Raw genomic sequence first — 21,254 nt, forward strand, 5'->3', positions numbered from 1 at the left:
TCAGGCACCTTTTTGCTGCTCATCGATCCTCAATAACCTCTCAATTCGTAATAGAATTCACAGACTTTGTGTTACTTTTCACAAAGTATAGCAAATAAAAAAATCTTTGTCAAGGAGAAAATAGGCAGTCCGGGATTAGTCCCGGGCTGCTGTTATCTACGGGTTATAGTTACGTTCCTTGTCCTTAAGTAATCAAATAACCTGTTGACCTCGGCTTCTTCGCCCTCCATGGTAACTATGGCCCAGCCCATCTCGGTCGAAAAAGAGGCCTCTAAGACATTAGGAATAACCTTAAAATCGCGGCCCATCTTGTAAAGCACGGGTTCATCTTTAAGGTCTGCGGGAAAAGTCAGCTCCACTTGAATTTTAATTTTCATCGGCTCCGCCTTTTATCTGTTTACCTTGTTCTGCTACCTGTTTTAATTTTACCACCTTAATAAGCATTCGTCAATAGCATTTTTTATTTGAAAAAACATTTTTAACGCAGATTCTCGCAGATCCAACGCAGATAGTCGCAGATTTCTTTACGATTCATCTGCGTAAATCTGCGTTAGATCTGCGTATATCCGCGTTTATTAAAGTGACATCTTTAAAATATTCAAGACATCCCTGTCATTTAGTTTCTTAACTTCTCCCAGCTCGCCGAAGCTCACTGCCTTTTTAGACATCTCTTCCAGCCTTTCTTCGTTTATCCCCGCTTCTTTCAAGCTGACCGCAGCACCCAGCCCGGCAAAAAAACCTTTTGTTTTTAAAATAGCCTGCTTTGAGATCTCAAGAGGATTTTTATTTCTGCCTAACCCCCAGACATTATTCCCATAATCTGAAAACATCGGGACGGCCTCTTCATTTAAAACATATTTCATCCAGTTGGGGAAAATAATCGCCAGGCCTATACCGTGAGTCAAATCATAAATAGCGCTCACCTCATGTTCAATCCTGTGGGTTGCCCAGTCTTCGATCTTACCCAGGCCGAGAAAACCATTTAAGGCAAGTGATCCTGCCCACATAATATTTGCCCGCGCTTCGTAATTTTTCGGCTCTTTCAATACAACCGGGCCGTAATGGATACATGTCTTTAGAATTGCTTCTGAAATCCTGTCCTGCACCCCGGCACTCCGGGTGGGGCTAAAATATTGCTCAAAGACATGGGACATAATATCAACTATCCCGGCAGCTGAGTGTATCCTCGGAACCGTAAAGGTATAAACGGGGTCAAGTATGGAAAACTTCGGCCTGATCAAAAAAGAACCAAAGGCAAGTTTGCGCTGGGTTTTTTCATTGGTAATAACTGCGTTTACGCTCGTTTCTGACCCGGCAGCAGCCAGGGTAAGCACTGTTCCCACGCCCAGACAATCCCGGGGTTTTGCCTTTTTAAGGTAAAAGTCCCAGACATCGCCTTTATACTTTACTCCGGCAGCAATAGTCTTAGCAGTATCGATCACGCTGCCTGAGCCGACAGCCAGGACAAAGTCTATATTTTCCTTGCGGCAAAGCTCAATTCCTTCATAGACCCTGCTTAGAAGCGGATTCGGCTTGATTCCGCTCAAGTCAAAATAGGTAATTCCCGCTTTTTTTAAAATTCCTGCCGCCCGCTGATAGATCCCGTATTTCTTAACGCTTTCCCGGCCGGTAACGACCAGGATACGCCGGGAATACCTTTTGACTTCTTCGGCCAGTTGCTCAATCTGATTCCTGCCGAATAAAACCCTGGTCGGAATATGACAGAGAAAATTAAGCATTTTCCCCTTTTAACCCAAAACCTCCACAGCCTTATCATTATCTTCGGCCTTCATCACAAAACGGGCAAAGATCCCGCGGCCGCCTGCGCTGCCATAGCAATAAAGCAGGTTTACATCGCTTTCCCTAAGTTTTGCCGCTATTCCGGCCAGCACGCCGGGTTTATTCTCCAGATCGATTGCTACGACCTCTTCTTCTTTTACTTCCCAGCCTTTAGCCTGCAGCGCGGACGAGGCCTTTTGATTATCTTCGGTAATAATGTGGAATCTTGCTTTTCCCTGCATGCCGTAGGCATCAATAGCATTGATGTTCACGTTTTGCGCTGCGATCAGGTTGACCACCTCTGAAAGCATACCCGCCTTATCCTCGGTAACTACTGTTAACTGTTTGATTCGATCGATCATTTTACTGCCCTCCTTTTTCTTTTTTCCTCAATGATTCCCAGACAAAAATAATAAATTTACCCAGCAGCCAGATAGCCAGAACAAGAAGCGCTATTCCCAGGATAAATCTTAAAAAGACGCACATTACCAAAAGCAAGGGGAAAAACAAAAACCCTAATCCGATAAAAATAACTGTTGCTATCAAGAAAATAATCCCCACTAAAAATGCTTTCACCTATATTCACTCACCCCCTTTATCAAGTATATCCCACCTGCCGGCTATCTTACAGCCGCAGAACTTACATTTATTATCCGCAATATTATTCTCAGAAACCATATAGCCCGTCCGTTTCACCAGGATCTTTTTACAATCCGGACAATAGGTATTCTCAGCAGGGTTACCGGGAATATTTCCGATATAAACATATTTCAAACCAACGTCCAGCGCTATATCTCTGGCCATTTCCAACGTCTCAACAGGCGTAGGCGGCAGGTCTTTTAACTTAAAATCCGGATGAAAACGGCTGAAATGCAGGGGTGTGTCTTCGCCCAGATTTTCTTTTATCCATTCGCACATTTTGCGGATACTTTCAGGGTCATCATTAGCCGTGGGAATAACCAGGTTGGTTATCTCGAGCCAAACCCCTTCCTCTTTAATTATCCTGAGCGCTTCTAAAACCGGCGCCAGCCTGCCTGAACTCATTTTTCTATAAAAGTCTTCATTAAATCCTTTAAGGTCTATGTCGACAGCATCCATACATTTACATAGCTCCCGAAGCGGGGCTGGGTTTATATACCCGCAGCTATGCATGGTATTGATCAATCCCCGGGCCTTGGCAAGTTTAGCCGTTTCCAGCATATACTCATAAAATACAGTCGGCTCAGTATAGGTATAGGTAATTATCCGGCACCCATTCTTAAGAGCAGCTTCTACTGTTTTGGCCGGGGGCAAATTATAATTTCTTGTCTCCCCGGGCCGGGACTGGGAGATCTGCCAGTTCTGGCAGAATATGCAGCGCAGATTGCAGCCGGCAGTAGCAATAGAAAAGGTCTTGCTTGACGGCGCTACATGAAAAAATGGTTTTTTCTCTATCGGGTCTATGTGAACAGCGCAGGGCTTACCATATACCAACGTATATAGTTTACCGCCTTTATTTTTTCTTACCGTGCACAGTCCACATTCACCATCTTTAAGCACGCAGCGATTGGGACAAAGATCACAACGCACCCTTCCGTCAGGCAGTTTCTGCCAGTAAACTGCTTCCTTCAAGCCAGAATCGGCATCTTCGCCTGCTCCTGCCCTGCCTGCAACCAGCATCGCAGACATGATAATCGCTATAAAGATTAACCTGTAAAATTTATTCATTGGTTTTTATTATATTGCATCAGAGCCTAACTTTCAATAAGTAAATAAACTTCGTGAAATTCCTCTATTCTTTCTTAACGCAGATTCTCGCAAATTGCACGCAGATATACGCAGATAGAGAAAACATCTGCGACCATCTGCGTTAGATTTGCGTTAATCTGCGTTAAAATTTACTTATTAAATTCCTTCTGGAAAGGGACAGTATTGCCAGACTGGCAAATTTAAGTATAATTACAACCAGGCAGGTCTTAACTAACCCTAAAACAGGCAATAATACCACCCCTCCCAGCATTCCGGCAAGCCACCCGCCAAACAGGTCAGAGCCATAGAGAAATCCGGCGCCGGATCCCGTTTCATCAGCAGCACCCAGATACATCTTATTAGCCAGGGGAAACTGGCTCCCTACCGCCAGTCCGGTCATAAAACAAAACGCGAGAAAAAAAGGTTTGCTAAATTTAGCGATCACCAGAGGAAGCACTACGGCCAAAAGTATTACCAAAAATTCCAAAATTAGAAAAACAAGGAAATTTCTCTTAATCCGGCTTAAGCTGTTGGTGATAAAAATGCTGCCCAGCGCTATGCCGGACATGAATGCGGTCAAGAGCAAGCCGATCTGGTAATAGAGACAGCCATAACGTATCTGAAATCCGAAAATCAGGATCAGGTTGATCAGCATACCGAAAAACCCGGTAGTAAAGATAGAAAAAGCCACGCTCACTTTCTTAAACCGCCGGCTGAGAGAATAGGCCAGATAGATTGCTGCCGACAGGGCCAGGATCAACGCGGATATCACTTTTAAATTTATTTTTTCCAACGCGCTAAAAACCTTTTCCATCTGCGGGGAAAACCGGGTATTCCAAAAGGAGCTATATTTGAATACTGCCAGGGGTCTGAAATCCTTATTGGTTTTACCGGTTGCGCTTTTAAGCGTATCTAAAAACCAGCCAAGCCGGCGGGCTCCGAACCTGTATCTAAGATAAGAAAGCGAAAGAAGGTTTGTTTTTAGCTTCCGGCAGCCTATCCTTTCAACAAGCAGTTCAGGCCCGGCCTTCAATATATCTTCGTTCTTAGAGGCTAAAAACAGATTATTATCCCCGGGGATAACCCGGACAAAAGGATATATTTTTTTAAGGCTGTTAAAAATACAACTGTTAACGTCTCTTAACTGCGGGTTTAAATAAGACAAAGATCCGGGGAGGGTAAACGCCAATATTCCTTTTTTTCTTAATCTTTTTTTTGTTAAAGAAAAAAACTCTTCCGTAAAAAGCTTATTTTTCTGCAGGTCGGAAGGTTCGGTTATCCCAATTAAAATCAGGTCATAGGTATCGGTGGTTTCTTCGACAAACCGCCTTCCATCTAAGTTTTTAACATTTACCCTTTGGTCAATAAGCTCTTTCTCGGTCAAAGAAACGGGATATTTTCTAATCATTTCTAAGATCAAAGGATCTAGTTCCAGATAATCGATATTTTTTATTGGATGCTTTAAAATTTCATTTATTACCCCCCCGGCCCCCGAGTTTATGATAAGTATGTTCCGGGGACGGGGATGAAAAAGCAAAGGAATGTTGCCGAATTCTTCGATAAAAGCCGCATCGGGATAAGGCACAGTGAGCACCGGAACGCCGTTAAAAAAAAACGAATGCTGGCCGCACCTCCGGGTAACTGCCACGTTGCCGTAAATGGAGTTTTGATAATCAAGTAATTGGAACTTCCTCCACTGCTTATTAATAGAAAACTGATGTATCTTTTCTGCCCCGGGACTGAACACCAGGTATAAACAGGCAATAAAAAATACCGCGGTAAGCGATTTCAAGAACCTATCAGGGGGGATTTTGAAATTCAACAGGATCAAGCAGAGGAAAAGATTTAACAAACTAATTATAAGAACCGTCTGAAAGGAATTAAGATGGCGGACAAAGAAACAGGTAAACGCCAGGCCTCCGAAGATACTGCCCAGTGTTTCCCAGGCATATACCCGGCCTATTGAACGGCCCGGCTGAGAAACCGGCGAGTGGTAGATCCTGCATCCAAATGTAAACAGCCCGCCATGGGAAAAGCTTAACGGCAGGAGTATCAAAAAAGATAGGGAAAATATCCAGCCAAATCCCAGTTCTGCGCCAACAGTGATGTTCAGAATCTCTTTTAGTGTGCGGCATAAATAAAGGACAACCGGAAAACTGATTGAAAAAACAAGCAAAAGCCAGATAAATCCCTTCAACCTGTCCTTAATTTTATCTACTATCCTGCCCAGAAACAGGGCACCCGCCGCCTCCAGCGCCACCCAGTTAGCCAGAATAATTCCGACGTTAAGCTCGTTGCCCCGAAAGACTATCAACAGCTCCCGTAAAAGCAAAATCTGAGCCACCATTGCGCTCAGGCCTGATATTACTATGGCTGATATAAATGCCCGTCTCACCTGATTGACCGCTTTAATAATTAATTATTCTTTTCTTTTGCCGATATAGAATCCACCGCTGAAAAAGTCTTCAACTTTCAACTCTTTGGCTTTGAGACGCTCCCTTTTCGCTTTTCTCCTGCGTCTCCTGTGGATCTTAACCTTGGCCTTACGGTGTATGGCCATCTTAACCTCCTTGTTTATACTATACAACACCCTCTATCTTGTTTATCAATTTGCCGGTATCTTTTATTATCTCGACCGGAAGGATCTTTGTTATCTCGATCTCCCTCCGCACTGATTTCAAAAGACCGAGCAATCGTTTAATTACCGCCATTCTTTTTTTGGCGCGCGCCTCTTCAGGTTCAAACTCTTTACGTTCCCTTATTAGCTGAGTAAGCGTGGCTCTGACATCCTGCGCATCCCTGCCCGATTCAAAAACATTCTTTTTTATAAGCGCATACTCTGCCTTATCTATGTCTTTTCTCTTGCCGGCAAGGCGCAATGCGTCCACAGTCTCATATGATGGAATTTTTACAGCGGCAGCATTTTCGGAAAAGTCCTTTCTCAAACAACGCGGTTCTTCCTTCTCAAGAAAGTAATAGGACTTTAGGAGCTTCATCGCTGTTGGCTTCCTTATACCTATTTCCTTTGACGTATATGCGTCAAACTGGTTATAGCCCCATTCTTTGTAAAGTTTATCCTTCCACACCGTGTAAAGCGCCTGCCCCAGGTTTATCCACGAGGATTTGAAGTCTTTAACGTTTCTAAGCACCTGATATCTTAGAGACTTAGAATCAATTCCGGCCATCCTGCGTTTAATATTCTCGATTGACTTTGTTTTTACCCGGTTCATACGCTTTCGTTCTCCTTAATTGGATAACACCAAATAACTTAAAAGATCCACGCCCAATTTCTTAAAAAGTTCATCAAGCTTCATCATCGGCAGGCCTAATACATTGTAAAATGATCCTTCTATATTATCGAATATAAAAACCCCGGGGCCTTCTATCGAAAAACCGCCGGCCTTATCATGAGGACCGGCTATTTTCAGGAATTCATCCATTTTTTTGCGCGAAAGCCTTTTGACACGGACCTTTGATACGCTAACCCCGCTTGCTGATTTTTCTTTTTTTGCGTCTATTACGCAAAGGCCGGTATAAACAAGAATTATTTTTCCTGAAAATACCCTGAGAAGGGACCTTGCCTCTTTTTTTGTCTTTGGTTTTCCGATAAGGCGTTTTCCCGACAAAACAACAGTATCGGCACCAATAACAAAACCCTCTTTGTATCTACCCGCTATTGTTTCGGCCTTAGCCCGGGCATTATGCAGGACATTGAACTTCACTCCTTTTTCGTGATCCATCTTCTCGAGAATATTGCTTATAACAACCCTGTGTAATATCCCGCATTCTTTAAGTATCTTTGAACGCCTCTTTGAGGCTGAAGCCAATATTATTTTGTGCTTCATATATTATCTCCGCAAACCCATCCGGTAGAAAACGCTGCCTGCATGTTGTATCCGCCTGTTTTGGCATCTACATCTATTACCTCGCCCGCAAAAAAAAGCCCCTTTACAAGCTTTGATTCCATGGTCTTTGGGTTTATCTGTTTTGTATTCACGCCGCCTCTTGTAACAATACCGTCTTTGACCGGCATCACGCCTTTAACGGTCAACCTTAAACCAAATAAGCCTTTAATAAGCATTTTTCTTTCCCCGGCTGTGACCTGGCTTGCGTTTTTATCTCCGTTTATACCGCAGTACTGAAGAAACTGTCCTATTATACCCTGGGGCAGGAGGTTCTTAAATATATTTTTTATGCTTTTCCCGGGATTTGTTTTAAATTCGCGTAGTAACCTGGCATTTAGTTTTTTGTGGTCTAAGGCAGGCTTGAAGTTAACGGATATTACCGTGTCGTTTTTGAGCTCTAGGGCATCGCAGACCGAGGCGCTTATATCAAGGACAACAGGGCCCGATAAACCAAAATGAGTAAACAGCATCTCGCCAAATCTTTCACTTATTTTTTTCCCGCCGCTAAAAAGCGTTAAACGCACATTCCTAAGCGATATACCCTGCCAGTTTGTTATAAATTTTTCTTTGACGAGAACGGGAGAAAGAGCCGGTTTTAAAGATATAATCTCATGACCGAGCCTTTCAGCGATCTTATATCCGTCGCCTGTCGAGCCTGTCTGGGGGCAGGAAAGTCCGCCTGTGGCAATAGCGGCGCGCGTTGTTAAAAAACGTTTACCGGAATGGGTTAAAATACCTTCTATTTTCTTATCCTTTCTAATGATCTGGCGCACGCGCTGGCCTGAAAGGACCTTAATGTTTTTGTCTTTTAATTTTGCTCTTAAGACATTTAAGACATCGTCTGCCCTGTCGCTTTCCGGAAATATGCGTCCACCCCGCTCTGTTTTAAGTTTAAGACGGGCGTCTTCAAAAAACGACATAAGACCGGTGTTAAAAAACCTCGCGAAGGCATTTCTCAGGAAAACTCCCGATTCGGAAAATTTCCCGAGAAAATCTTCAATACCGCAGGAATTTGTAAGGTTACACCTGCCTTTCCCTGAGATAAGAAGTTTTTTCCCGGGAATATTGTTTCGTTCAACAAGAAGAACTTTTTTGTTTCTTTCTGCGGCGCGGATCGCGGCCATCATGCCGGCCGGCCCTGCCCCAATTATAACTGCATTGAATCGTTCCATAAACAAAACACTCCTAATTCGAATTCCGGAATTCCCGGAATTATAACACTGTCCTCATTTGATAATAATAGCACTTTTCCCGGTGAATTTACAGCCTTTTTCCGCTCCGCTATAAAACTATCTTTATTTTCTGCGCTCAGAATAGTATAATAACCTTCATGGAACGGAAAATATATTTGGCCCCCATGTCCGGCGTAACAGACCTCGCCTTCAGGCTTATAAGCCGCAAATTAGGCGCCTCGCATTGTTTCTTCGAAATGCTCGACGCAAAATCAATGCTTTACAACTCTTCAAAAAGCAAGCGCCTGCTGAAAACCCTCAAGAAAGACGCGCCCCTGGCCGCGCAATTGGTAGGCGCGGACCCTTCGGTAATGCTTGATGCCGCCGAACAACTTTTAAACTTTGTCGATATATCTTTTTTGGATATAAACAGCGCTTGTCCGGCAAAAAAAATAACACACAAAGGCGCCGGGGCAGCCCTGTTAAAAAACACAGTCATGCTCGGTAAAATCATCAAAAAACTATCTTCCAAACTGCAAATTCCGGTTACGGTCAAGTTAAGAACCGGCTTTAACAAAAAAGATGTCACAGAAGCTGTTAGAATCGCCAAAATATGCCAGGCAAACGGCGCTTCGATCGTCTTTATGCACGGCAGAACAAAATCACAGGGTTATTCCGGCGATATCGACTATGAATCGATAAAGGCCGTGAAAACCGCCTTAAAGATACCTGTGTTCGGAAGCGGAAACATACTTAACCCTTTGATGGCTAAGAAAATGTTTGAAGAAACAGGGTGCGACGGGATCCTGGTAGCCAGGGGCGCGCTCGGCAATCCCTGGATATTCAAAAATATCGAGAATCATCTGAAAAACGGCCGGCCCGCTAAAACTCCGAGCCTGCCCAAAAAGAAAAAGATCCTTAAAAAGCATCTTGCTTATATAAAAAAATATAAAGACCTACCAGACATCAATAAGATAGGGTTTATGAGAAAGGTAACGATGTGGTATTTAAAAGGTATCTTTAACGCTGCAAGTGTCCGCGGACAAATATGCAGAGCAGGCTCATATAAAGAATTGATTAATCTAATAAACCGCGCAGGTGGATTTCTGTAAAGTCAATCTTACCTGCACAAATAGAAAAAAGGGCAATGGCGGCAGTTATTTTCGTTTTCGCGGTCCGCTGTAAACGGCTTTTTAGGATTTACTATCTCGTGCAGTATAAAATCAAGCGCCTTCATATAAATATCCATTGATTTTTCTATATCTGCCTTTTCCTCAAATAAGTAAGCCAGCTTAAGGTTTCTTAAGCCATAGAGCGCTGCGTTTAAAATCTCTTTTTTGCGTTTTTTCTTCTCGAAATAATAATACAAAGGCAGTTGAAACGATTTTATCCCGTCCCTTATGGATTCTCTGTTTAACTCAAGCCCTTCTAATTTAGCGGCCTTCTGGGGTTTTAGCGCCCGGGTACCTGTTTTATAATCCAGTATCAGTATGGAACCATCCTTGAGCCTATCCACTCTGTCCATTATATAGGTAAAATCGAACGCATGACCGGAAAACTCTATCTTCTCCTGGAATTTATCCTCAAGGCAAATTATCTCTTCTACCTGCCTGTTGGGATCATTCTTCTCAAAGTCAAGAAACCGCTCGAGGCGAAAGCGCATCACATTCTCAAGCAAGAATGATCCGGACCTGATTCTTTTGCCGAAAAACTGCTTAAATCTCCTATCAAACTCCGCAAAGAATTCGCCGCGAAATTCTTCATCTATTTGCGGCTTCTTATTGATAAACCTCTCAAATGTATTCTCCAGGAGTTCATGGATAAATCTTCCTATTTCTACGCCCTCCGGGCCATCGGCCAACTCCTCTTTTTCTTTAAGCCCCAAAACATATTTATAATAGAACCTTAACGGGCAATGTATATATTTATCCAGGCTGGTGGCGGAATACCGGTGGTTCTCCAAAAACTCAATCATCTTCCCGGTCTTCTTTACCCCTATCCCGGCCGGCATTACATTGACCGAAAAGCTCATCTGCGGAATGGGAGTTACGTCAAATGCCTTTTTATCCTTTTCTATCTGCCATAAAAGATCCTCTATAAACCTGCTTTTTTCTTTCCGGAAGTTTTCTTCATAAACAAGATGCACGTTTTCCGCCGCAGAGATTATCCTCCTGAACTGGTAACGTTGTATTTCCTCTTCCCTGCCGATTATTTCAAGTCCGGCGCCCAAGGCAACATCATGCGGTATAAGCGGCCTCTGCATACGCAGCCGCGGCAATATGGATTCGTTGGCATCCATCATAATAACATTCTTAAAATTAAGAGAGCGTGTTTCAAGAATACCCAGAATCTGCAATCCTTTAAGCGGCGAGCCGGCAAATGCCGTCATTTCGCCTTCAATCATGTTCCGGAATATCTTAAACACCTCTTCTTTTGTAAAATCCTCTTTTGAGAAAGGCGCATTCAATAATTCATCTTTTACCAAATACATCCTTTCTGCTATCTTGAGGTTTAATCCGTAGTTTCTTATAGCGCTTTTCTCAACCAGCGCATCAAGCAGGTTACCTAACGATACAGCAAAATCGCCAAAATTCCCTGCCTTTTCCCAGCAAATAAATAAAAGCGAGTGAAGTTCTCTTATTACATTCTGAAGCTCAAGAGGGCTTGCCTCAATATCCATGTTTTTTAGTGTCCTTGAGGCAGATTTAAAAATCTTCTCGTCGTTTTCAACTTCCTCAAGTCTTATAAACAGCCGGCCGCTCAAGGGCGTGCGTTCGGCGCCTAAAAGCGCTTCTTCTATTTTATGCACAACAACCCTGGTGGCGCTGAAACTTGGCAGTATCTTAAGATTCTTAACCAGGGGCTGGCTGAGAGCGGCTAGATAATTTTTGGCATAGTACTCCCCGCTTTTTCTCCCCCTTTGTGCCTGCGTTATGAATTCAAAAAGAGAATAAAGCGAGCTTCTTCTGAGCGGATACCCAATCGAGACATTGAACTCGCCCGCCAAAGATCCTATTTCGGAAACAAGCGGTATCATACTGGCAGCGTCCGGCAGCACTACAACCGTGGACCCGGGCTCCCTTATCCCTTTTAATATTTCCCTTACCGCGCAAACTTGTGAGTGCCTGTCAAAGGCAGCGTGCAGATTTAAAAAACAGGCATCCTTCTTTTTTCCGGCCGGATTGATCGGGCAGGATAATTCCTGCGACATGCTCTTTAAGACGGGCCAGTTATTCCCGTCGCCCTGGAAAATAAGACTTGCCTTGCCTGTATCGCAAAGATGTTTGATTATCCTGCGTTCTGTCTTCTGTATATAAAAAAAACCGCAGAAGAATATCCTGTCAAACTCATCAAAACTTACTTTCCCAACCGCGTTTGACGCAGAAAGATAAGCATACCCCCTGGGAAAAGAATTTTTCTCAGAGAGTTCTTTGTGATAGGCTTTCCTGAGTTCGATTATATTTTTAAGAAAAGTATTTATGTTATCCGGAATATCATATCCTATATCCGCATTGGCCTCGATGTTTCTCAGATTATCGGAGGGAATGTCTTCGGTATCCAGCGAATTTATGAAGTTGGATATTTCCCTTGCCCAGGGCAGAAACTGCGAAAATTTCTCCCTGTTTTTTAAAACCTCCGGCGCTATCCTTTTAGCAAGGGTGTATATCAGGTAGCATGATTCCATGCCGGGCATTTTTGCAAAAGGCGCCTTTTTCGAAAGTGTGTAGTCAATAAACCTGTCTATGGAGAAAAACACCGGTGGATAAAAACTATTTTTCGCCCTTTTAGCCAGCGCCCGGTTTAAAAAGAGGCCCGGCCTTTTGCCTTCGAAGACAAAGGCAAGGCGGCTTAGATCAGCGCCTTTTTTTATGAAGTTAGAGTCAATAAAGCCGGCGAGCTTGTCTATAAAATCTTCTTTAAGATCAAAGGTTATTACCCGTTCCATACACTTCTTCCAGTTCGAGAGTATCCATGTAAATCAGGAAACCCTTTGGCATTAGTTTAGGATAAAGCGACTTTGCCAAACCCATATACTCTTTAATCTGCGCAATCTGCAGGCCGGTTTCATCCCGGGAGCTTTTGTAATCCACCACCCACGTTTCTTTGGGGGTTATTATAAGACGGTCGATTACTTTTTTGCGCCCCAGCCTGTCCACCACTTCTTTTTCCCGATACACACTGCCTTTTTTTAGATAAAAAAACGGCTTGAATTTTTGATCTTCTAAGATATTCTGCGCCACTAAGACACATTCATCAAGATCCCTGACATAGGGAAATCTTACCCGCACCTTTTTTCTTGCCGTCTTAAGGACTACATCCTTATTTTCGGTATGAAGATTTCCTGCGCAAGACAGTATAAAATGTATCACCGTCCCCCTGGCGAGTTTATCCCTGTTGATGATCTCGGCCCGGCCTTTAAACTCATCTTTCAAGATATCCAGCCAATTGTCCGAAAATTGCGAAATGGGAAGTTTCTTAATGGGTTTTTCTTTCTTATCCGCCAGCTGGTTATACTCTTTTTCGGTGCCGCGTGTGTAGTTTTCAGAAGGTATCAGAAGGCGCGCAAGGTTATTCTTATTGTTGCCCGTCTTTGACGGTATAAAAGCATAGAGTTCGTGCTTCGCCCTTGTAAAAGCCACATAAAGGCCATTCAACTCATCTATAAGCGACCTTATGTATTCGTCCGTATATTCCCTTTTTAAACCTTCACAATATGCCCCGTATTTTTTCTTAAGCTGAAGGAGGTATAACTCACTGCTATCACCCTGTCTGACTACATACGGCTTCCTGATACCCGCTCCGCCCGAACCAACCACTACATCTATTTCAAGAAACGGTATTATCACCACGGGAAACTCAAGCCCTTTTGATTTATGAACAGTCATTATCCTTATTGCATCGGCGTGTGTAACATTAACATAAAGCTCTCTTTCTTCTATTTCCTCAAAAAGCTCCAGGAACGAAGATATTCCCGAATAATCCTCTTCCTTTTCTTTTATAATTTCAAGAAGCTTCATAAAAAACCCCTGACAGCCGGGAAAGCTCTTTAACACCTCAAATTTACCGAGTACGGTAATCATAAGCTCGTATAAAGGCGCAAACCCCGCATTTTTAAAAAACTCATCTATCAAACTATCCCAGGCGGCCGGAAACCTTTTCCTGAAGTTCCTGTATAAATAAATCCCTTTCTCTTTCCTGCGGTTAATACGCAGGCTAAAAAGAAAGTCTGTTATCTCATCCCTGCTTATTCCTGATGCTCTCTGGAAAATACTGCCCAGTATAAACGAAGCGAATGACAGATCATTGATCGGTGAATTTAAAAACACCAGAAATGATACGAGCTCCTTTATAAGCGGGTGCTCGCGTATACTAAGCGTCCTTTCCGATTCAACCGGAATATTTTCTTCAAGCAGCCACGAGGTAAAAAGCTTGCTGTCCCTGTTTTCTCTGGTAAGAATCGCAATATCGCCCGCCGGAAATCTCTTCCTGAGGCGCTTGATGAGAGATATCAGCTTTTTGCGCATAACGATATTTTTTTCATCTACGGTTGGTGATTCAAATGCCTCAATTCTGAGACATCCGTATTTATTCTCCTCTTTCCGGGTCTGCTTTGAATCCTTAAAGACATCCGTAACCTTCCGGAAATCCTCATCGGAAAAGGAGGGAAGATCCTTTTGCAGTTCCGGCATTTTTGTCATGAAAAAATTGAGGTTTTCCCGTGAAAATATCCCGTTATTGAATTCCACTATTTCCTTCTGGCTGCGGTAATTCTTCGAAAGAACAGTCTCTTTCGGGTTTAAATTCCTGAAGTCATTACGGATTGAATCAAAAAGTGAAACATCTCCGCCCCGGAACCGGAAAATTGCCTGTTTTTTATCCCCTACGCAAAACAGGGACCCCGCCGAGGAAAGAGCTTCCTCCACCATGGGGCGCATGTTCTTCCACTGAAGCCTGTTTGTATCCTGGAATTCATCTATCAGGTAATGGCGAAACCGCGTGGCAAGACGGTAATAAATTTCACCGACAGTCACCGCCTTATCATCCGCCAGCCCCTGCGCGCGGCTATTCAGCTCCTCGAGAAATATTACCTCATCGTTTCCGGCAAGTTTCCCGAATTCATCCATGGTAAGGTTGAATATATCGATATAAGGCCTGAATATCGCCGTTGATTCCCATTCACATAATAGGGCAAGATTTTTGCGCGCCTTATCCCACAGCTTGGCTATATTCTCCGGCACCAAAGCACGTTTATTTACGGGAAAAACTTCCTTTTCGAAATATTTTGAAAGTTTCTCTATATCAAACGCGCTTTTGTTTTTCTCAAGAAAAATACAAATGCTTTTCACAAAGCGTTTGTTTGTATCAACGGGCAGCTCAGGCGCTATATCGCCTATTATCTTTATAATCTCCTGTTTCTTGACCCTGAGATTTTTTGCTCCCTTATCCGGCTTTCTGAACATACCGCCATAAGTATTACTATAACCATATAACGTCTTTATGAGACTGAGTATGTCTTCTTTGGAAAACCAGCCGTCTTTATTTTCAACAAAAAGGTAATAATCAAGGAAGTTCCTGAAAATATTGAGTATTTTTTTATCCGACGCCGCTCTGTCTATGAGCTTATCAAGGCTGTATTCAAGATATGCAAGGTGGTTTTTCTTTATCCGGAAATCGGATGCGAATCCGAGGCGGAACGCGCACCCTTTAAGAAGCATGTTGATAAAACTATCTATGGTCTGGACCTGGAAAAAGTTATACCGGCTTATGATGTCATTGACCGCGCTACGAGCTATTTTTTCGGCAGAGGAAGCTTCAACGGCGAAAGATGAAAATATATCATTCTTTTCGTTCTTATCGGAAAATGAGTTAAGCGCTATCCGCTTGAGAAGTTCAAGAATCCTCTGTTTCATTTCTATTGTGGCTTTGTTGGTGAAGGTAACGGCAAATATAGCCTTGAGAGGGGTTTGGCCGGTTTCCGGGCCGGGGTTTATGATCAGCCGGACATATCGTTTGACAAGGGCATATGTCTTTCCCGACCCCGCTGATGCTTCTACAACATCTACGCAGGGAAATTTAAGCAATTTTTTTGCGTCTATGGTAACCTTTGCCATTTTCCGTTATTGCTGTTGAAGCTCCGTTTTTCGACAATCTGCTTGTTCTGTTAAATGTTAAAGCGTCCTTTTTGCGCTTAAATATCTCTTCCCTGTCCTTTTTTAATAAAAACCGATATTTTCCCGGCTTTAGATCCCCGATAGAAAGTTTTCCTATGCTTACTCTATGAAGCGCTTTTACTTTAAAGTTCAGTTTCTTAAAAATTCTCCTGACAATTCGATTCCTTCCCTCATGAATTGCAATCTCCAGCTGGTTTTTCTTAAACCTTTTTATCTTTGCCGGAGAAGTCCTGCCGTCTTTCAGGTTAATGCCTTTTTCTATCAATCTTATCTCTTTTTCCGCTATCGGCCTATCAATTTCAACAAAATATATCTTTTCTATCTCATATCTTGGATGAGTTATTTTATTGGCAAAATCTCCATCATTAGTCAAAAGCAGCAGCCCGGACGTATTACAATCCAGCCTTCCTACCGGGAAAACCCTTTCTTTTATTCTAACATAATCCATAACTGTCTTGAAATAACCATCTTTCAGCGCAGTAACACAGGCAACGGGCTTATTAATCATCAAATAGACCTTTTTTTGTTCCCGCACAAGTTTTCTATCAACATAAATTTTATCATTCTCCGATGCCTTATCTCCAATAGAGGCAATTCTGTCATTAACTTTTACTTTTCTTTCCTTAATCAACTCTTCGGCTTTTCTTCTTGAGCAAAAGCCGTAATTACTCAAAATTTTCTGTATACGCTGCATTGTTCTCCTTAAGGCATCGGAATATCCGGACCCTCCTTATGCCTCTTTTATTCTACCGCGCCGGGTGGTATGATTCTGCAAATTTTATAATATCATTCATCCCTGCCCCCGGCATTATACTCCCCCTAATAAAAAATCCCAAGCAGATTTTGCTTGGGATGGTGTTCTAAAGAATCGGCTTTTATTGCTGTTTGGCAATGCTCACATTAACTGCGCGCGGCCCTTTGTCGGATTTCTCGACATCAAACTCAACGTTTTCATCTCCCTTTAAGGCATCGAATGTAATGCCTATAAGGCTGCTCTGGTGAAAAAATATTTCCCTGCCGTCTGTATCGCTGATAAAACCAAAGCCTCTATCGCGAACCAGTTTCTTTATTATTCCTGTATGCATGTCGTATCATCTCCTTAATATCTCTTCGGGGCACAGATAAATAAGGCCCGGTAGTTATAATCGGGCCTTATTTGTTTTTTAGGTTACATCTTTGTTACTTTTGTGGCTTGCGGACCTTTAGGGCCGTCTTCGACTTCGAACTCGACTGCTTGGCCTTCGCCTAAACTCTTGAAGCCTTCACCTTGGATTACACTGTGATGAACAAAACAATCTTTGCTTCCATCATCCGGCGTTATAAAACCATAACCCTTTTGGTCACTGAACCACTTAACTTTTCCTGTTGCCATTACTTACTACACCTCCTTCTTGTTAAATTTTAGTAAATAATGGCAGAAACAAAAAAACGCACGGCGAATTTTCTTCTACCCTGCGGTCTAAGACTTCTATTCCCCTATTTACTACTGGATTTAGTATACTTTAACTTTTTTTGCTTGTCAACCAAATTATAAAAATAAACCTCAAACAAAATCTGCTTGAAGATTACTCTTGATAATATTTGTTGCCTAACTTCCTGCAAATAGGAAAGTTACGGGAAACTGATTCTTCGGACCGGTCGATTTTGATAACAAACTTAATTTAAAGGTTTTAATGGGACGGTTGCACGACTTAGGATTTCCTTTGCTGCTTTATGTCCTTTTAATATAGCTTCTTTAGCCCGGTAAAATTCTAAGACTGCGATATTTCCGGTATCAGGAGCTATTATTATATTTGCTTCTTTTATTTTTGACTGCGCTATTTCATATTCCATAGCATAGAGCGCCTGCATTATGGTATTAAATATATTCGGAGTACCCGGATCCAGTCTTTGAGTTCTTTTATAAACTTTTGCTTTGAAGATAGAGACAAGTCTTTGAAAACCTTTCAGTTTGACCTTATTATTTTGAACGAGTTTATTTATTTTATTATTCAGGGCTACTAAAGCTGCATTTTTAATTTGGGTCTTTGAAATTGCCGCAGGCAATCTTTGTTTCTTTATCGAGCCGAAAGATTTCCTTCTTTGAGGTTTATGGATTGTATTGCAGGCGATAACAAACGTTGCCCCCATATTCTTAACTACGCTTACCGGAATAGGATTCACTACTCCCCCATCCATTAAAAATCTACCTTTAATTTTTACAGGCGTAAATATAGCCGGTATAGATATACTTGCCCTAACAGCCTCAATTACCGAACCTTTTTTTATTATTACCTCCTCACCTGTATTGGCGTCAGCAGCTACAACCGCTAAAGGGATCTTTAAATCTTTGAATTCAATATTTCCAATTAGAGGCGTTAAGAGCTCTTTAACCTTTTTACCGTGGATAACCCCCTTGAAGAGCAAAGCTAAATTAGGGTCTGCTAGCCGGGCTAATTGTTTCCATCCAATCTTCAGGACTATTTCCTCAAAATCGTCTATTTTCCCTTCTCTTGCATAACAGGCACCGATAAGTGCGCCCATGCTTGAGCCTGCTATCATATCAATAGATATATCTTCTTCCGTCAGCGCCTTTAATACCCCTACATGCGCCAGTCCTCTTGCCGCGCCGCTTCCCAAAGCTAATCCTATTTTAGGTTTTTTCTTTTTTGAAAGACTCATTTTTATATTTTACCGAACAGCCCTTTGTATTCAAACTCTGCTCTTAAAGTTCCTTTCTTTATTTTATTCAGGATAAAAGTTAAATCCCCGGGTCACAAATCTTTTGGACAATGCGCCCTATCATTAATTAATTCCTCACAGCGGCTGCAATCCTCCTTTTGAATTATAACTTATTGTAAAGATAACACCTATTTACTGATTTCTTACCCGTTTAATCATAAACTCCACGGCTTTGCAGCAATTTATAGCCTCTATAACTACTCCGGGATTGTTCATCTGAAAGACTCTGAATATTTCATCGGCAAAACCCTGGCCTATTGTTTTTACCTGGTTAAAATCCAAAATAACCATTTTAAATTTATCTAATCCCATAACAAGTCTTCTGGCCTGAGACCGCGAAGTATACTCTACATTTTTATGATAGAGCCTAACGCTTACTTTTGTTTTATTAAACTTATAATCACTATCGGTATACTGGGCAAAAATTGCGTTTATATCTTTTCTGGTTTTTTTGTTAATTTGGAAAAATACCTTTGTGCCCTTGCGGTGTTTTATTTCTTCGGTATAGATATCATCTGCTTTGTTATCAATAATCAGGCCTATTCTCGCGCTTTCAATTTTAAATAAATCCACGGATTTTGAAGTAAAAAATATGCCCTCTCCTGTATGCTTTGACGGCATCGTGGTTCTTTTGCCTTTTAAAATTTCGGACAACGCCTCATATTCATCCGTTAGTTTAAACTTTTCTTGTATGTGTTTAAAAATTCCTATACCCTTATCTATAATGTCAAAGCTCACTATATCACTGCTTATAATTAACGCTATGTCTATATAGTTAGAACCGGAATGCTCAATCGCATTGTTAAGCATTTCAGTAAAAGAATATCTTATAATATCATGGGTATTCTTTTGTGTTTTTTTTAGAGAAGGTAACTTATAAAAAATTTTGTCATATACATAGTCTTCTTGTAATTTCTTGTTCTTTAACCTCGTTTTGTATATCTCATCCGCTTCCTTTAATTTTTTTGCCTCTTTTTTTGAGAATAAAATATAATAAGAACCCCTTGTTTTGCCGATTTTGAGAATTTTTTGTGATTTAACCAATTCGCGTAAATGTTGGTGAGCGGCTTGCCGTGAGATATTACAAATTTTAGCGATGGTATAGCTGTTTATACTGCCCTTGCTTTTAATTTGCTTCGATATTAAATCTTTTATGTTTTGCATGCTTTGAGTGTACTATAATTGTAAAGTATTGTAAAGTGAATTTTATTTTTATTGTAAAGTTAGAATATTAAGGGTAATTGGCCCCTCGACTGGCAAAATTTCTTCGAACTAACAAAAACCCCAAGCAGATTTTGCTTGGGGGAAATTATGTTCTTGTTAACTCTAGTTTCTTTTTTCGCGATAAGCCTTTTATTTGCGCTTCACGTTTAAGAGCTTTAGATTTAGACGGCAAATTTTCTTTGTATATTAGTTTTACAGGAAGGCGCGCCCGGGTGTAAGCACCGCCTTTTCGTCTATTATGCTCTTTTAACCGGCGGTTAATATCAATACTAATCCCCAGATAAAGGCTTTTATCATTACTTTTGATTAGGTTATGGTTCGCTTAAATGTGCTATTTTTACTCTGATCAGCCACTTGCCTAAAAGCTCTTTGTTGTTTTTGATCCCGTGAGCTATCCACAGAATCTTTGGTCTCAACTTCATGAATTTTTCTCTGACGCCCTTTTGTCCCAACAACATCGGGCCGGAATCCACGAATGGTATCGGGCTGTTCATAACCCCGAACATCTGCCTTTACCTCAAACCCTTGCTTTTCAAGCTTTCTGGCTATTGAAATAACTTTTGTATCATGCTTGGTTTGGCTTTTTCTGGATCGCTTCATTGTGTTCATCCTTTACCGTAATGTCTCGTTATTCTTTCTCTGTCCTCGTTTTCCTTAACGCCTTTATAATAAATCTCTACGAATTCGATAATATCATCCTGTTCGTAGTATGCGTAAATTACCCGGATACCGCTTGCGGCACCTTTTCCCTTTAATGCCTTGCAAGCAAATTTTCTGGCCTTGTATATCTTTGGGTGTTCGATTCCAAGATCGGATATTCTGACCACGCCTTTATTATCGATATTTTTCTTATGCGTAAGCTTCAGCTGATTGGCGATAAAGGCATTCAGATCGTCTTCAAGCGTTCGGAATTTTTTGGCAAGCTTCTTGAAATCCTTCTCGAATTCAGCGAGTTTACGTATGTCATTGAATATCGTCGTCACTGTAATCCCTCACTGAATAGGGTGGGGTACGATAGAAAACTGATTCATAATCTATTGCTTCGCCTTCTTCCGTTGTCTGCCAAGGAACATCATTATGCGAATACTCGCTTATTTGTTTCGCATTCATATCCGAAAGCGAATTTATAACATCATCGATAAGCTTCTGTTCATTTCCTGTAATATTGATTTTGCTCATATCCGGAGGTCTTAGAGGCAGATATTTAGTTTGTGGATACTGGAAGTAACTGTCCTGAACTTTTTTCAGGTCTTTTCCTTCCATATCCTCAACGATCTTGATGAATTCAGTCGGAGTCGGGCCATAATGATTTTTAATATATGTGGCTCCAATTAACTGTTCCTCATATTTTTCATAGTAGTTGAAATCGATGAAATAAAGAAGCTTATATAGAACTGACTCTCCCACATTTGGTTTTGACCCGACATTGCTTAAAACATAAAGCAAAACCTCTTTGAATTTATCAAGGTTTTTCTGCGGAACGCTTATCCTTATACCGGTTTTCTCCTTCGGCTTCTTTTCCGCAGTTTTTTCAAGCACTACTTCTATATCCT

The 21,254-nt window shown here is 41.7% G+C and carries 22 protein-coding genes; 1 reads left to right on the plus strand and 21 read right to left on the minus strand.

Annotation, left to right across the window (positions count from 1 at the left end):
• Positions 1–152 precede the first annotated feature (152 nt).
• From U9Q08_00005 to U9Q08_00050, 10 genes are all read right to left on the minus strand, one after another.
• The gene (locus U9Q08_00005; protein MEA3328113.1) at positions 153–377 is read right to left on the minus strand and encodes an NIL domain-containing protein; all 225 of its coding nucleotides are present in this window, start codon (positions 375–377) and stop codon (positions 153–155) included.
• 198 nt (positions 378–575) lie between these two features.
• Positions 576–1,739 (minus strand): iron-containing alcohol dehydrogenase, encoded by a 1,164-nt coding sequence (locus U9Q08_00010; protein MEA3328114.1) that lies wholly within the window; start codon positions 1,737–1,739, stop codon positions 576–578.
• A gap of 9 nt (positions 1,740–1,748) precedes the next feature.
• Entirely contained in the window at positions 1,749–2,141 is a 393-nt protein-coding gene (locus tag U9Q08_00015; protein ID MEA3328115.1) for an ACT domain-containing protein, read from the minus strand.
• 1 nt (position 2,142) lies between these two features.
• Positions 2,143–2,355, minus strand: a complete 213-nt coding sequence (locus tag U9Q08_00020) for a hypothetical protein (GenBank protein ID MEA3328116.1) — start codon at positions 2,353–2,355, stop codon at positions 2,143–2,145.
• 6 nt (positions 2,356–2,361) lie between these two features.
• The gene (gene amrS / locus U9Q08_00025) at positions 2,362–3,486 is read right to left on the minus strand and encodes an AmmeMemoRadiSam system radical SAM enzyme (GenBank protein MEA3328117.1); all 1,125 of its coding nucleotides are present in this window, start codon (positions 3,484–3,486) and stop codon (positions 2,362–2,364) included.
• A 163-nt stretch (positions 3,487–3,649) separates the two neighbouring features.
• Positions 3,650–5,902 (minus strand): spermine synthase, encoded by a 2,253-nt coding sequence (locus tag U9Q08_00030; protein ID MEA3328118.1) that lies wholly within the window; start codon positions 5,900–5,902, stop codon positions 3,650–3,652.
• A gap of 24 nt (positions 5,903–5,926) precedes the next feature.
• Entirely contained in the window at positions 5,927–6,067 is a 141-nt protein-coding gene (locus tag U9Q08_00035) for a hypothetical protein (protein ID MEA3328119.1), read from the minus strand.
• A gap of 19 nt (positions 6,068–6,086) precedes the next feature.
• Complete coding sequence (locus U9Q08_00040; GenBank protein MEA3328120.1) at positions 6,087–6,737, minus strand: hypothetical protein; 651 nt, start codon at positions 6,735–6,737, stop codon at positions 6,087–6,089.
• A 15-nt stretch (positions 6,738–6,752) separates the two neighbouring features.
• On the minus strand, positions 6,753–7,352 hold the full coding sequence (locus U9Q08_00045) for a Maf family protein (GenBank protein ID MEA3328121.1): 600 nt from the start codon (positions 7,350–7,352) through the stop codon (positions 6,753–6,755).
• A complete protein-coding gene (locus U9Q08_00050) occupies positions 7,349–8,584 on the minus strand; it encodes an NAD(P)/FAD-dependent oxidoreductase (GenBank protein MEA3328122.1) in 1,236 nt (411 codons plus the stop codon). Before U9Q08_00050 ends, U9Q08_00045 begins: the two co-directional genes overlap by 4 nt.
• A gap of 158 nt (positions 8,585–8,742) precedes the next feature.
• Here U9Q08_00050 and dusB point away from each other — a divergent pair, with 158 nt between their 5' ends.
• On the plus strand, positions 8,743–9,696 hold the full coding sequence (gene dusB, locus U9Q08_00055; GenBank protein ID MEA3328123.1) for a tRNA dihydrouridine synthase DusB: 954 nt from the start codon (positions 8,743–8,745) through the stop codon (positions 9,694–9,696).
• 8 nt (positions 9,697–9,704) lie between these two features.
• On the opposite strand, the gene U9Q08_00060 is transcribed toward dusB, so the two are convergent.
• The 11 genes from U9Q08_00060 to U9Q08_00110 form a co-directional block, all read right to left on the minus strand.
• Positions 9,705–12,530, minus strand: a complete 2,826-nt coding sequence (locus tag U9Q08_00060; GenBank protein MEA3328124.1) for a PD-(D/E)XK nuclease family protein — start codon at positions 12,528–12,530, stop codon at positions 9,705–9,707.
• Positions 12,508–15,696, minus strand: a complete 3,189-nt coding sequence (locus U9Q08_00065) for a UvrD-helicase domain-containing protein (protein MEA3328125.1) — start codon at positions 15,694–15,696, stop codon at positions 12,508–12,510. The genes U9Q08_00060 and U9Q08_00065 overlap by 23 nt, the downstream gene beginning before the upstream one ends.
• On the minus strand, positions 15,659–16,450 hold the full coding sequence (locus U9Q08_00070; GenBank protein ID MEA3328126.1) for a pseudouridine synthase: 792 nt from the start codon (positions 16,448–16,450) through the stop codon (positions 15,659–15,661). Before U9Q08_00070 ends, U9Q08_00065 begins: the two co-directional genes overlap by 38 nt.
• 181 nt (positions 16,451–16,631) lie before the next feature.
• Positions 16,632–16,841, minus strand: a complete 210-nt coding sequence (locus tag U9Q08_00075; protein MEA3328127.1) for a cold shock domain-containing protein — start codon at positions 16,839–16,841, stop codon at positions 16,632–16,634.
• Between the two features lie 83 nt (positions 16,842–16,924).
• A complete protein-coding gene (locus U9Q08_00080; protein ID MEA3328128.1) occupies positions 16,925–17,128 on the minus strand; it encodes a cold shock domain-containing protein in 204 nt (67 codons plus the stop codon).
• Between the two features lie 284 nt (positions 17,129–17,412).
• A complete protein-coding gene (locus tag U9Q08_00085) occupies positions 17,413–18,417 on the minus strand; it encodes a patatin-like phospholipase family protein (GenBank protein MEA3328129.1) in 1,005 nt (334 codons plus the stop codon).
• Positions 18,418–18,609: 192 nt separating this feature from the next.
• Positions 18,610–19,521 (minus strand): DUF4325 domain-containing protein, encoded by a 912-nt coding sequence (locus U9Q08_00090; protein MEA3328130.1) that lies wholly within the window; start codon positions 19,519–19,521, stop codon positions 18,610–18,612.
• A gap of 265 nt (positions 19,522–19,786) precedes the next feature.
• A complete protein-coding gene (locus U9Q08_00095) occupies positions 19,787–20,008 on the minus strand; it encodes a GIY-YIG nuclease family protein (GenBank protein MEA3328131.1) in 222 nt (73 codons plus the stop codon).
• Positions 20,008–20,301 (minus strand): hypothetical protein, encoded by a 294-nt coding sequence (locus tag U9Q08_00100; protein ID MEA3328132.1) that lies wholly within the window; start codon positions 20,299–20,301, stop codon positions 20,008–20,010. The genes U9Q08_00095 and U9Q08_00100 overlap by 1 nt, the downstream gene beginning before the upstream one ends.
• Positions 20,302–20,306: 5 nt before the next feature.
• Positions 20,307–20,684: a hypothetical protein gene (locus tag U9Q08_00105; GenBank protein MEA3328133.1), complete on the minus strand. Its 378-nt coding sequence runs from the start codon at positions 20,682–20,684 to the stop codon at positions 20,307–20,309.
• Positions 20,665–21,254 (minus strand): Panacea domain-containing protein (locus U9Q08_00110; GenBank protein MEA3328134.1); only part of this gene is annotated, 590 nt, incomplete at its 5' end. The genes U9Q08_00110 and U9Q08_00105, both read right to left, overlap by 20 nt.

The sequence above is a fragment of the Candidatus Omnitrophota bacterium genome (genome assembly GCA_034717435.1).
Lineage (GTDB): Bacteria > Omnitrophota > JAUWXU01 > JAUWXU01 > JAUWXU01 > JAYELI01.